The sequence below is a fragment of the Streptomyces sp. NPDC048506 genome (genome assembly GCF_040651315.1).
Taxonomy (GTDB): domain Bacteria; phylum Actinomycetota; class Actinomycetes; order Streptomycetales; family Streptomycetaceae; genus Streptomyces.
The window spans coordinates 166272-179068 of record NZ_JBEZIX010000001.1; the positions used below are offsets into that span (position 1 = coordinate 166272).

A 12797-nucleotide genomic window follows, 5' to 3' on the forward strand; every position below is an offset into this window, starting at 1 on the left:
GCACTACCGCGTCATGTGCCACGGACCTATGGTTCATGACCCCGCGGATGCGGGGGCCAGTGGTGAGGGGGCGAGCGATGGCGGCAGGGAGTGCGGCGAGCGGTTCGGCAGGCGGTTCGGCGTCCCGGCGGGCGCAGGAGGCCCGGACGCAGGAGCGTCTGTTACGGGAGGCGTGGCGCTCGGCCCGACAACAGGCCGAGCGCTGGGAGGCGGCGAGCGAGGGGGAGCGGCGGATCGCCGCCCAGCTGCTGATGCTGACCGAACGGGGCTGGCGGCTGCTGGTGGACCGGCGCTGGCCGGGCACCCGGGCGGCCAATGTCGACATGCTGCTGATCGGGCCCGGCGGGGTCTTCGTCATCGACGTCAAGAACTGGCGGGCCGCACCGGAACCGTCCTGCGGCCGGCTGCGGGCCGGCGGCTTCTCCCGCGACGAGCACCGCCGCAAACTGCTCGCGGTCACCAAGACCGCCGAGGGCGCGGTGGCGTCCCTGGGGATGTCACCGGTGGCGGTGCGTCCGCTGATGGCCTTCGCCGGACAGTGCGTCGACGACGAGGTGGGCCGGGTACGGCTGCTGGGCGAGCGGGAGATCGGGCCCGCGCTGCTGTCGGAGCGCACCCGGCTGACGGCGGGCGCGGTCCGGGCCCTGACCGAGCACCTGGGGCAGGTCTTCCCCGAGTACGAGGACCCGGCCGGCGCCCGATCGGCCCGAACAGCCCGGCCCGCACGCCCCGCCGCCGGGCCGCCGGACACCGGGGCCGACGGCCTCTTCGACCTCGACGGGCTGCGCGAGGCCGCGCTCGACGAGGCCCGCCGGGCCCCCATCGAGCGGTGGATGACCTTCCTCGACCCGGACCAGCTCGCGCTCGTCCGCCGCAACTGGGCCGGCCCGGCCCGGATCACCGGCCCGGCCGGCACCGGCAAGACGGTCGTCGGCCTGCACCGCGCGGCCTACCTCGCCCAGCGCACCAACGGCCGGGTCCTGTACGTCACCTTCGCCAACAACCTGCCGCGGGTGCAGGCCACCTTCCTGGCCACCATGGCCCCGGCGGTGGCCGACCAGGTCGACTTCCGCAGCCTGCACTCCTGGGCGCAGGAGTACCTGCACGCCCGCGGCGTCCCCGTCCACCTGCACGGGGGCAAGGCGGAGACCGCCTTCAGCCTGGCCTGGAAGCACGTCGGCCGGGACAGCTGCCTCGCCGAGATCGACCCGCTGTCCCGCTACTGGAAGGACGAGATCGACTACGTCATCAAGGGCCGCGGCATCACCTCCTTCGAGGAGTACGCCGCGCTGGCCCGTCGCCGCCGCCGCGCGAGCCTGCGCCGACCGCACCGCCAGGCGGTCTGGGACCTGTACGAGGCGTACGAGGCCCAGCGCGGCGAGCGCGCGGTGCACGACTTCAACGACGTCCTCTCGCTCGCCCTCGCGGAGGCGTCCGGCCGCACCGGTCACTCCGGCTACGCGGCCGTGGTGGTGGACGAGGTCCAGGACCTCACCCTCGTCGGGGTGCGCCTGCTGCACGCCCTGGTCGGGGACAGCCCCAACGGCCTGCTGCTGGTGGGCGACGGACAACAGGCCGTCTACCCGGGCGGGTTCCGGCTCTCGGACGCGGGCATCGACATCCGGGGCGACCGCGGACAGGTGCTGCGCGCCAACTACCGCAACAGCAAGGAGATCGTGGACACCGCGCTGTCCCTGGTCGCCGAGGACGCCTTCGAGGACATCGACGGGCAGCGCACGTCGGGTCGCCGGGACGTCGATCTGACGTACCACCACGGACAGGTGCAGCGCGCCGCCCTGCCCACCAGGGCCGCCCACGACGAGGCGCTGCTGGCCGCGCTGCTCGCCCTGACCCCGCAGGAGCTGGCGGACTCCGCCGTGCTCTGCCCGTCCAAGCACGCCATAGAGTGCTACCGGCGCCTGCTCACCCGGGCCGGAATCCGGGTCTGCCTGCTGGAACAGTACGACGGGCACCCGGTGGAGGCCGTGAAGCTCGGCAGCTACCGCCGTGCCAAGGGCCTGGAGTTCAAGCGCGTCTACCTCCCGCGGTACGAGGCCCACCTACCGGCCGACACCAAGCCGGACGACGGCGCGGCCGCCACCGAAACCGCCCGTGAGCGCGCGGAACTGGCACGGAGTCAGCTCTTCGTCGCGATGACCCGGGCCCGGGACGTGCTGTGGCTGGGGAGCGTGACGGGGGTTGGGTGAATATTCCGTTATAGGTGAATAGTCCGATATTGCGCCGGGAACTGTCGGGCCATGCGACACATGACCGTTTATCTGGGCGCCGCGGCCGTCGCCGGGGTGGCGCTCGCCGCGTTCGGCCCCTTCGGTGCACAGGCCAGCACCGGCACCATCACCTTCCACATGCGGGCACACAACAAGGAGTACTACATCGAGGACCCCGGCGACGACCACTGCTACGGCCTCGGGGACGGGGGCGGCGAGCTGATCAACGACACCCCGCTCGACCTCGTCCTGTGGCCCTCCCGCGACTGCACGGGGAAGGCGATGGCCACCGTGTACTCCGGGGACGCGGCCCGGTTCGCGCGCTACGGGAGCCTGCGGCTCGACCCGAACAGCGCCCCGGATCCGTCCGACGACCCCTCCGACTACCCCGACGACCCCTCCGACTACCCCGACCCCTCGGAACCGTCCGACCCGTCCCGCTCTCCGGACCCCGCCGACCGCCCGGACCCGTCCGATACGGCGAGGCCGTCCGATACCGCGGGGCCGTCCGATCGCCGGGACGGGGACGACCGTCGGGATGCGAATGATCGCCGGGATGGGGATGACCGTCGGGATCCGGGGGATCGTCGTGACGGGGACGACCGTCGGGATCCGGGGGATCGTCGTGACGGGGATGACCGTCGGGATGCGAATGACCGTCGTGACGGGGACGATCGCCGGGATACGAACGACCCTCGGGATACCGGGGATCGTCGGGATACCGGGGACCGCCGGGACGCGAATGACCGCCGGGACGCGAATGACCGTCGGGACGCGAATGACCACCGGGATCCGTCCGACCACCGGGATCCCTCCGACCGGCCGGGTCCGTCCGACTCCGCGTCCCCCGCCGATCGGCCGAACCCCGCGCGCACCCCGGCGGCCTCGAAGACCCCGGCCGTCGTCCCGCCCTCGGCCTCCAAGTCGCCCAACCGGCCGAGTGCTCGGCCGAGCGCCCGTCCCCGGGTGGCCAGCCGTCCGGCAGGCGACGCGCCCGTCGGATAGCCGCCCCCTCCGCCGCAGCGCCTCCGCGTCCTCGGCGAAGGCCGCCGCAGTCGCATCGGCCGTGCCTCCCCGCCGGGGCAGCCGAACGGCGAAGTCCCGCCCACCGGGCGGGACTTCGCCCGTTTCCCGGCCGTCGGACGTCCGGTGGTCCGATGGTCCGGTGGGCTCCCTCTCGCTCGGCGCCACCGAGCCGGCCACCAGGTCGGCGGTGGGGCCTGCTACACCACCAGGACGGGGGCGAGCTCTCTCCCTCGCGCGCCGTTCCGTTCCTAGCGTTCTGCGTGGTGTGGCGACCGGGCCACCGGGCCATGGAGAGGGCGTGTGAAGCGAATGTTCGGGCGGCGGCGCGAGGCCGCGACAGCTACCGCGGCGGGGTCGGGCACGGTGCCCGATGCGCTCACGTTGGAGGGGGTCGGCCGTGACCACGGGCGTGGGGTGGTCGCCCTGCACCCGGTGGACCTCGCCGTGCCCCGCGGCCGGTTCCTCGCCGTCATGGGGCCGTCCGGCTCCGGGAAGTCGACCCTGTTGCAGTGCGCCGCCGGGCTCGACCGGCCGACGGCGGGGGTGGTGCGGATCGGCGGAACGGAGCTGTCCGCGCTCTCCGAAACCGCGCTGACCCGGCTGCGGCGGGAGCGCGTAGGGTTCGTGTTCCAGGCACACCACCTCGTGCCGTCGCTGAGCGTCGTGGAGAACGTCGCCCTCCCGCTGCTGCTGGGCGGCGCGCCCGTGGACGGGCGGGCCCGCCGGGGCCTGGCCGCCGTCGGGCTCGGCGAGCGGGCGGACGCCGCGACCTGGGAGCTGTCCGGCGGGCAGCGGCAGCGGGTGGCGCTCGCCCGCGCGTTGATCAACGACCCCGACGTCGTCTTCGCCGACGAACCCACCGGAGCCCTCGACCCCGCCGCCGCCGAGGACGTACTCGCCCTGCTGCGGCGGGCCGTCGACCGGGACGACCGCACCGTCGTCATGGTCACCCACGATCCAGCCGCCGCGACCTGGGCGGATGCCGCGCTCTTCCTCGTAGGGGGGCGGGTCGCGGGGCGGGTGGAGTGCCCGGACGTCGATGAAGTGACCCGTGTCATGCGGGACCTGGGGCGCGAGCAGAGCGCGGCGATGCGGGCGGGGCGGGCCGCGTGAACGTCACCCGTCTGCTCGCCGCCCGAGCGGCCCGCACCCACCGCACTGCCTGGGCCGCCGCCTGTGCCGCACTCGCCCTCACCTCGCTGCTGCTCGGCACCTTCGGGCTCGCCCTCGCCTCGGCCGGGCTCGGCCACCCGCGGGTGGCGCGCTACGCGGCGGCCGACCTGGTGGTCGCCGGCGACCAGAACACCCGCTTCACCGCCACGCCGTGGGGCAGCGAGCCGGAGACCGCGACGGCCGGACTCACCGAGCGGGTGCGGGTGCCGGCGGCGGCGCTCGCCGTGGTCCGGCGGGTGCCCGGGGTGCGGTCGGCCGTCGCCGACGACGTGTTCCCGGTGGGCCGGGTCGGCCGGCACCCCGAGACCGCCGTCGGACGGCCCTGGGACGCCGCCCGGCTGGCGCCCTACGGCCTGCGGAACGGGCGCGCACCACAGCGTGCGGACGAGGTCGTGGTGGGGGGCGGGGCAGGCGCCGGGGTCCGTGCCGGCGCCCGCCGGGTGCTGCGCGCGGGCAGCAGCGACGCGCCGTACACCGTGGTGGGCGTCGCCGACGGACCCCGCGCCGCCGTCTACTTCACCCGGGGCGAAGCCCGCCGGTTGGCCGGGCACCCCGGGGCGGTGGACGCCATCGGGATCACCGCCGCACCCGGTACCGACCCCGCGGAGCTGCATGACCGGGTGCGCCGTGCGCTGGACACCGCGGGCCTGGGGAGCGCCGGCCGGCGTGCGGACGGGGACGCGGCGGCGCTGCGGGTGCTGGCCGGGAACGGGCGGGGTCAAGCCGAGTTCCTGGCCGCCCGGCCCGCCCGTGCCGGACTGCTGGAGCTGCTCGGGTCGGTGGCCGGCACCGTCGTCCTGATCGCGCTGCTCGTGGTGTCGTCGACGGTGGTGCAGGCGCTGCAACAACGCGCCGAGGAGCTGGCCCTGTTGCGCGTGGTCGGGGCGACACCCCGGCAGCTGCGCGCCGCGGTGGGCGGGGAAGTCGGCCGGGTCGCGGTCCGCGCCGCGCTGCTGGGGGCGGTGGGGGCGTTCCCTGCCCACCTCGGCCTGCGGGCGCTCCTGGACGCCCGCGGGGCGCTGCCGCCCGGGCTCGAACTCCCGATGCCGCCGGCGCTGTGGCCGGCGCCGCTGGTCACCGCGGCGATCACCGTCCTGGTGGCGCGGCTGGCGGCGCTGATCGCCTGTGCCCGCACCGCGAAGGTGCGGCCGGCCCAGGCGCTGCGTCCGGCGGTGCCCGGCAAGGGGCGCAAGGTCGGCGGGCTGGTGCTGCTGACGGTGGGGGTGAGTTCGGCGGGGACCGCGGCCCTCCAGCACGGTGCGGCCGCGGCCGCCGCGTCCGGGGCGGCGGCGGTGACGATGGTGAGCGCCTGTGCCCTCCTCGGGCCGTGGATCGCCGAGGGCGCGATGCGGGTACTGGGCCCGCCGCTGCGGCGGTTCGGCGGCCCCGGTGGGCGGCTCGCCGCCGCCAACGCAACCGCCACCGCCCGCCGTTCGGGCGCCGCACTCACCCCCGTCGTCCTGGTCACCGCCTTCGTCGGGGTCCAGCTGTCGGCCGGTGCGACGCTCACCCACGAAGGGGCCGCACAGGCCGACCGGGCGCTGCGAGCCGGCTTCGAGGTGCGGGCCGCGGGCGGGTTGCCGGCCGGTGCGCTGGAGCGCATCCGGGCGGTGCCGGGGGTGCGGGCCGCGACGGAGTGGGTGGCCGGCACGGTGGTGCTGGCCGGGCGGGAGGCAGGCTCGCCCCGGCTGGAGCGGCTGCCGGTGCTCGGCGTCACGCCCGGACGACTGGAACGCACCCTCGACCCGGACGTCCGGGAGGGGACGGTGCGGCAGCTGCGGCCCGGCACCGTCGCGGTCGGCACCGACCGGGCCGACTCGCTCGATCTGCGACCCGGCGACACGGCGGTGCTGCGCTTCGGGGACGGGGCGCCGGCGCGGCTGCGGGTGGTCGCCACCTACGAACGGTCGCTCGCCCTGGGGGACTTCCTGCTCTCCGCCGACGAGCTGCGGCGCCACGGCGCGGCGCCGGACCGGGCACGGGTGCTGGTCGCGGCCGACGCACCGGGCGGGGACCGGACCGCGGTCGCGCGGGCGTTGGCGGCGGCGGTGCCCGGCGCCGAGGTGACGACGCGCCCCGGGCCGGTACGTGTCGAGGCGGCTGACCAGGCGCTCGGCGAGGTGGTCACGGTGGCGGCGGTCGCGGCCATCGGGGCGTTCACGGCCATCGCCGTGCTGAGCACCCTGTCGCTGATCGCCGTCGGCCGGCGCCCCGAACTGCGGCTGCTGCGCCTGGCCGGTGCGGGGCGTCGCCAACTGAGGCGGATGCTCCGGCTGGAGGCGGCGGTCACCGCGGTGACGGGCCTGGCGGTGGGGGCCGCGGTGGCATCGGTGCCGCTGCTGGCGTTCGGCGCGGCGGTGGCCGGCACGCTGCCGTACCTGCCGCTGACGCAGGCGGGGGTGGTCGTGGCGGCGGTCGTGGCGACGACCGCGGCGGGAACGCTGCTGCCGGCTCGGGCGGCGCTGCGCGGACGGTACCCGGGACGGCCCGGTCGGTGAGCCCGCCCCGTCGCCGCGGGTCAGCTCCCGTTCAGGTACGCCAGGACGGCCAGCACCCTGCGGTGTCCGCTGTCGCTCGGCGGCAGGCCCAGCTTCGCGAAGACATTGCCGATGTGCTTGCTGACCGCGCGGTCCGACACCACCAGCAGTTCGGCGATGGTCGCGTTGTCCCGGCCCTCGGCCATCAGCTGGAGCACCTCCCGTTCGCGTGGGGTCAGGGCGTCGAGCGGATCGTCCCGGCGCCTGGTCAGCAGCTCCGTGACGACCTCGGGGTCCAGCGCGGTGCCGCCGGCCGCGACCCGCTCCAGGGCGTCCAGGAACTCGTCGACCCGCCCCACCCGGTCCTTCAGCAGATAGCCGACCCCGCTCGCGCCGCCGCCCAGCAGCTCGGCGGCGTAGGTCTCCTCGACGTACTGCGACAGCACGAGCACCGGCAGGCCGGGCAGCTCCCGCCGCGCCGCGAGCGCCGCGCGCAGCCCCTCGTCGCGGAAGCCGGGCGGCATCCGCACGTCCAGCACCGCGGCGTCCGGCCGGTGTGCCAGGAGCGCCGGCAGCACGTCCGGCCCGGCGGCCGCCACCGCCACCACCTCGTGCCCGGCGGAGGTCAGCAGCAGCACCAGACCCTCCCGCAGCAGGGCGTTGTCCTCGGCGATCACCACGCGCACGGCAGCTCCACTTCGATCACGGTCGGCCCCCCGACGGGGCTGGTCACATCCACGGTCCCGTCGAGCGCCGCGACCCGCCGCCGGATGCCGAGGAGCCCACTGCCCCCCGGCGCTCCCACCGGCACCGGACGCTCCGCGCCGCCGCACCCCTCGTCGCGCACGGCCACCCGCAACACCCCGTCCCGGCGCGACAGTTCCACCGCGGCCCGGTCCGCCCCGCTGTGCCTGGCCGCATTGGTCAGCGCCTCCGCGACGACGAAGTACGCGGCCGCCTCCACCGCCGCCGGTGCCCGCGGGCCCTCGGTCACCCCGTCCTCGCGCACCGCCACGTCGAGCGCGCTGCTCGCCGCCAACGCCCTTACCGCACCGGCCAGTCCCCGGTCGGTGAGGATCGGCGGGTGGATGCCGCGGACCACCTGGCGCAGCTCGGTGAGGGCCTCCTCGGCCTGGTCCTGTGCGTCGTCGAGGAGCCTGCGCGCCGCCTCGGGGTCCTTGTCGTACGCGCGCCGGGCCAGCCCCACCCGCATCGACAGCGCCACCAGGCGGGCCTGCGTGCCGTCGTGCAAGTCCCGTTCGATGCGCCGCAGTTCGGCGCCGTGCGCGGCCACCGCGCCGGCCCGGGTGACGGTCAGCTCCTCGACCCGCTCGGCGAGCTCGGCGGTGTGCCGGCTCTCCGGCGAGGGCGTCAGCAGCGCCCGTGACCAGGCCGCGTCGAGGTCGGCGAGGCGCCCGATCAGCGGCAGGACGACGGGCCGCCGGCGCAGCAGCCCGCACCACACCCCGTCGACGAGCAGTCCGACGGCCCACAGCGGCAGCGCCAGGTACGCCAGCAACCAGCCGTAGCCGAAGTGCGCGGCGAGCCAGCGCAGATCCCGGTACGTGCCCGGGTCCGCGATCGCCGTCCGCACCCGCTCGCCCAACTCCCCGGTCAGCGGGCGGTACGCCTCGGGGACCGCCCGGCCCGTCCAGCCCGCCACCCGGCGCCGCTTGAACCCGGCCATCCTGCGCAGCATCAGCACCGTCTCGGGCAGTACGCCCGCGCCGACCACGATCGCCGTCGCGACCGCGGTGAACATCAGCACGGCGAGGAACAGGTACGACAGCAGCGCCAACCCGGCGGCCGTCATCAGCTGCCCCGTCGCCCGTCCCGCCCGCCGCACCGTATCCCCCATGCCGTCAGGCTAGTTGACCTGCGGTGCGGCGGCGGGCGGGCGGTCTCCCCGCCGGAGGGTGTAGCGCACTACACCCTCCGTTCGGGAGGGTGCCCCATCGAAACGGGCGCCGGGTCGCGGCATTGTCATCACCGGCACAGCACGCCACGCTCCGCACTCCTCCTGGAAGGGAACCCCCATGAAGGCCCTGCTCTGGTTCGTCCTGATCGTCGCGGTCGCCGTCAACGTCTCCACCAGCTTCGCCTTCGACGGTCTACAGCAGATCCTGATCAGCGTCTCCAGCGGCGTGGTGGTGCTGGGTTCGGCGGTGGGGCTGTTCCTGATGAGGGGGAAGCGGGCCTGACGGCGGAGTCGCCGCCCGGGAAAGCCCTGCCGGGCCGTTCGGCTCACTCCGGGCAGCGCGTCACTCCGGGCGGTGCGTCACTCCGGGCAGCGCGTCACTCCGGGCGGTGCGTCATGTGCCCCTGCGCATCAGCAGATGACCCCGGCGGAACCGTTCCCCCTGGAGCGGCTCACGCAGCATCCGGCCGACTTCGGCGAACCCGGCGTCGCCGGCCAGCGCCGCCAGGTCGTCGATCGGCCACCGGTAGGCCGTCGTCACCTTGTGGTCGAACGCCGTGACCGGCGCGCCCTCCGACTCGAAGAAGCCGAGCAGGAGGTGGCCGCCGGACGCGAGCACCCGCCGGAACTCCGCGAGGTACGACGGCACGTCCTGCGGTGGGGTGTGGATGACCGAGTACCACGACACGATGCCGTCCAGCGTGCCGTCGGCCAGGTCCAGGGCGTCCATGGAGCCGACCTCGAACCGCAGGTCCGGGTACGCCTCGCGGGCGAGATCGATCATCACCGGCGACAGGTCGACGCCGAAGACGTCCAGCCCCAGGTCCCGCAGGTGCGCGGTCACACTGCCGGGACCGCATCCCAGCTCGGCGACCGGCCCGCCGCCGGCGGCCCGCACGGTCTCGGCGAACGCGGCGAGCACCGCGCGATCCAGCGGAAGATCGTCGAGTGCATTGCGGAAGAGCTCGGCATAGAGGACAGCGACGGCATCGTAGGCATCGGCTGTCGCGCACAGGTGCGAGGAAGGATCGGTCACGAGCGAGGACACTAGGGCCTCCCTCTGACAGTCCGACCACCCGCCCGTAGGGCAGGACTTGGCCCGAACGGGGCGAGCGGCCCGGCGCCCTTGACGGTCCGCAGCACCGGCGCGGTCTCCAGGGTGAGGATCGCGCCGTGGTCGCCGAGGCGCTGGGTGAGGTAGCGGTGCAGGGCAGCCGGATCCGGGCACAGCGCGTGCGCGACCACGTTCGTCCGGCCGGTGGTGGCGGCGACGAAGGCGAGCTCCTCGTGTTCTGCCAGGGCGGTGGCGACCCGGTCGAGCCGGGCCGGGGTGACGGTCATCCACAGCATCGCCTGCGTGGTGGCGCCGAACAGCGCGTCGTCGCACTCGACGTCGAAGAAGAGCGCGCCGCAGGCCTGTAGGGCGGCCAGCCGGCGGGCGACGGTGGCGGGTGACCAGCCGGTGGCTGCGGCCAGGTCGGCGTGACTGGTCCGGCCGTCCCGCTGCAACGCGGCCAGCAGCGCGTCGTCCGACTCGGCCAACTCCGTTGTGGGCAACGGGAGTCGGGTGGCGTCCGACGCCTCGTGGCGGGGGAGCAGGCGGCGTTGCTGCTGCTCGTCGAGGGAACTCGCCCGGCCCCGCCAGGCGGTGGGCCCGCCCAGGTAGGTGTGGAGCAGGTAGTGGGCGGAGACCTCGGTGATCCCGGCGGTGCGGGGGATGTCGTGCAGCAACAGTGCGTGCCGGCCGGCGCCGGCTGCCGGGGCGTGTACCACCGCGATGATCTCGGTACCGCCGGAGGCGAGCTTCACCCAGGAGGTGTCCGCCCGCCGGGCCAGTGCCAGCGCGAGGTCCTGGGCGCCGTGCGGTGCGGCGGTGAGCCGGACCAGCCACTGTGCCCGCCCCGCGTGGTGCGGATCGACCAGGCCGACGACCCGGAGCCCGGCCCGGGCGCACAGCCTCCGGTAGCGGCGGGCCACGGTCTGCGTCGAGACGCCGAGCACCTCGGCGATCCGGCTGAACGGCGCCCGCCCGTCGATGTGCAGGGCGTGCACCAGTCCGCGGTCGACCTCGTCCAGCACGGCCGGAACATCCTTCACGGCAGCTCCTTGACGGCACCTCGGACCGCCGACACGGATAGATCCTTCATGGATAAATCCTTCACTCAAGGGCGCTGAAAGGAAAAGAACCGCTATCACAACGCCGTAGGTGGAAGCTCCACCGTACGCCTCGGCACGCTCGGCCCGGCATCCACCGATCGGAATGCCCGACCCGACGTCCGGCCGGAAGGCCCGGACGTCCCACCCGAACGTGCTGAAGGGAGCACCCGTGCCGCACACCGCGCCGACCCCCGTCCCGAGGCCGTCCGCCCCGCCGCACCCCCGCCGCTGGGCCGCCCTGGCAACGCTGCTGATCGCCGAGGCGATGAACCTGCTCGACGCCACGATCATGACGGTCGCCGCGCCCGTGATCCACGCCGATCTGGGCGGGCCGGCCTCCGACATCCAGTGGTTCGGCGCCGCCTACACGCTGCCGTTCGCGGTCCTGCTGATCACCGGCGGCCGGCTCGGCGACATCGTCGGGCGCCGCCGGACCTTCCGGATCGGGGTTGCCGGGTTCGTGCTGGCCTCGCTGGTCTGCGCGCTGGCCGGCTCGCCCGCCGTACTGATCGCCGCGCGGGCCGTCCAGGGCGCCGCGGCGGCGCTGGTCATCCCGCAGACCATCGGCCTGATCCGGAGCATGTTCGACGGCGACGAACTGGCCAGGGCCATGGGCAGCATCGGCCCGGTGATGGGCCTGGCCGCGGTCTGCGGGCCGGTACTCGCCGGCGTGCTGACCCACGCCGATCTGCTCGGCTCCTCCTGGCGGGCGGTCTTCCTCGTCAACGCCCCGCTCGGCGTCGGCGTCCTCGCCGCGGCTCCCCTGCTGCCGGAGGACCGCTCCGACCGGCGGCCGCGCCTCGACCTCACCGGTACGGTGCTGGCCGTCCTCGGCACCGGACTGGTCGTCCACCCGCTCATCGAGGGCGACCTCGGGTCCGGCTCGCCCCGGGCCTGGGGCGCCCTGGTCGCGGGCCTCGCCGTCCTGGCCGGGTTCGGGGCGCACCAGCGCCGCCGCAGCGCCCGGGGCCGCAGTGCGCTGGTCGAGGCGGGCCTCTTCCGGGATCGCGGTTTTCCGGCCGCGCTGGCCGCCTCGCTGCTGTTCTTCGCGGTGATCAACGGCCTGATGCTGGTCATCGTGTTGCAGCTCCAGCTGGGGCCGCACACCGATGTCCGGTCCGCCGGTCTCACCCTGCTGCCGTGGTCGTGCGCGATGGCGCTGTCGTCCTGGATCGCCGGTGCCCGGCTGGTCCCGCGCCACGGCTCACGGGTGATGTTCGCCGGGCTCGCCGCGCTGCTGGCCGGCGCGCTGGCCGCGGCCGTGGTCTATGCCGCCGGGCCGGCCACGTCCTACCCGTGGCCGCTGCTCCCCGCACTGGCGGCCGGCGGGCTGGGGCAGGGGCTGTTCGCGGTCCCGTTCTTCACCACCGCACTGCGCCGGGTCCGCCCGCACGAGACCGGCTCCGCGGCCGGCCTGCTCAACGCCGCCCAGCAACTGGGCGGCACGCTCGGCACCGCCCTGCTGGGCACGGTCTTCCTGCGCGCGACGACCACCGGTGCGCCGACCCCCGAGGCCGCACTGCGCGGCGCAGGGTACGCCTGCTGGCTGGCCGCCGTCCTCCTCGTCGGCACCGCCCTCGCCGCGGCTCTTATGCGCGCACCTCTCCGTACCCGCTCATGTGCACACCGGACCGTCAAGTCCCGTGCCGGCCACGGAGGGTGACGGTTGCCTGGTGGGGCCGTCCGCGTGGCGGCGGGGTCCCCGCCGAACCCCGCATGCGGAGCGTTATCTGCGGCAACTCTCCGCCGGAACGAGAAGAATTTGCTCTTTTGTCTGAATTTTCACGCATATTTCCTTGTTGGTGAGCAGGTGGTGGA

Annotated in this window: 10 protein-coding genes; 6 read left to right on the forward strand and 4 right to left on the reverse strand. The window is 75.0% G+C overall.

What is annotated here, in order from left to right:
* Positions 1-77 precede the first annotated feature (77 nt).
* The 4 genes from AB0C96_RS00755 to AB0C96_RS00770 all read left to right on the forward strand — a co-directional run bounded on the left by AB0C96_RS00755 (position 78) and on the right by AB0C96_RS00770 (position 6925).
* On the forward strand, positions 78-2207 hold the full coding sequence (locus AB0C96_RS00755; RefSeq protein WP_362912206.1) for a UvrD-helicase domain-containing protein: 2130 nt from the start codon (positions 78-80) through the stop codon (positions 2205-2207).
* Between the two features lie 60 nt (positions 2208-2267).
* Positions 2268-3233, forward strand: coding sequence for a hypothetical protein (locus AB0C96_RS00760; RefSeq protein ID WP_362912208.1), 966 nt, complete (start codon positions 2268-2270; stop codon positions 3231-3233).
* Positions 3234-3563: 330 nt separating this feature from the next.
* Positions 3564-4367: an ABC transporter ATP-binding protein gene (locus tag AB0C96_RS00765; RefSeq protein ID WP_362912436.1), complete on the forward strand. Its 804-nt coding sequence runs from the start codon at positions 3564-3566 to the stop codon at positions 4365-4367.
* Entirely contained in the window at positions 4364-6925 is a 2562-nt protein-coding gene (locus tag AB0C96_RS00770) for an ABC transporter permease (RefSeq protein ID WP_362912210.1), read from the forward strand. The genes AB0C96_RS00765 and AB0C96_RS00770 overlap by 4 nt, the downstream gene beginning before the upstream one ends.
* 20 nt (positions 6926-6945) lie before the next feature.
* Here AB0C96_RS00770 and AB0C96_RS00775 read toward each other — a convergent pair whose 3' ends face one another.
* Positions 6946-7590 (reverse strand): response regulator transcription factor, encoded by a 645-nt coding sequence (locus AB0C96_RS00775; RefSeq protein WP_362912212.1) that lies wholly within the window; start codon positions 7588-7590, stop codon positions 6946-6948.
* On the reverse strand, positions 7578-8762 hold the full coding sequence (locus AB0C96_RS00780) for a sensor histidine kinase (protein WP_362912214.1): 1185 nt from the start codon (positions 8760-8762) through the stop codon (positions 7578-7580). Before AB0C96_RS00780 ends, AB0C96_RS00775 begins: the two co-directional genes overlap by 13 nt.
* Before the next feature lie 178 nt (positions 8763-8940).
* Here AB0C96_RS00780 and AB0C96_RS00785 point away from each other — a divergent pair, with 178 nt between their 5' ends.
* The gene (locus AB0C96_RS00785; RefSeq protein WP_362912216.1) at positions 8941-9105 is read left to right on the forward strand and encodes a hypothetical protein; all 165 of its coding nucleotides are present in this window, start codon (positions 8941-8943) and stop codon (positions 9103-9105) included.
* Positions 9106-9216: 111 nt separating this feature from the next.
* On the opposite strand, the gene AB0C96_RS00790 is transcribed toward AB0C96_RS00785, so the two are convergent.
* The gene (locus tag AB0C96_RS00790; protein ID WP_362912217.1) at positions 9217-9858 is read right to left on the reverse strand and encodes a class I SAM-dependent methyltransferase; all 642 of its coding nucleotides are present in this window, start codon (positions 9856-9858) and stop codon (positions 9217-9219) included.
* Between the two features lie 11 nt (positions 9859-9869).
* Complete coding sequence (locus AB0C96_RS00795) at positions 9870-10919, reverse strand: Lrp/AsnC family transcriptional regulator (RefSeq protein ID WP_362912219.1); 1050 nt, start codon at positions 10917-10919, stop codon at positions 9870-9872.
* 229 nt (positions 10920-11148) lie between these two features.
* Between AB0C96_RS00795 and AB0C96_RS00800 the strand changes: the two genes are divergently transcribed.
* The gene (locus tag AB0C96_RS00800; protein WP_362912221.1) at positions 11149-12642 is read left to right on the forward strand and encodes an MFS transporter; all 1494 of its coding nucleotides are present in this window, start codon (positions 11149-11151) and stop codon (positions 12640-12642) included.
* Positions 12643-12797: the final 155 nt, after the last annotated feature.

Coding starts and splice junctions, on each gene's coding strand:
- AB0C96_RS00755 (WP_362912206.1), top strand. CDS start 78: ATGGCGGCAGGGAGTGCGGCGAGCGGTTCGGCAGGCGGTTCGGCGTCC.
- AB0C96_RS00760 (WP_362912208.1), top strand. CDS start 2,268: ATGACCGTTTATCTGGGCGCCGCGGCCGTCGCCGGGGTGGCGCTCGCC.
- AB0C96_RS00765 (WP_362912436.1), top strand. CDS start 3,564: ATGTTCGGGCGGCGGCGCGAGGCCGCGACAGCTACCGCGGCGGGGTCG.
- AB0C96_RS00780 (WP_362912214.1), bottom strand. CDS start 8,762: ATGGGGGATACGGTGCGGCGGGCGGGACGGGCGACGGGGCAGCTGATG.
- AB0C96_RS00785 (WP_362912216.1), top strand. CDS start 8,941: ATGAAGGCCCTGCTCTGGTTCGTCCTGATCGTCGCGGTCGCCGTCAAC.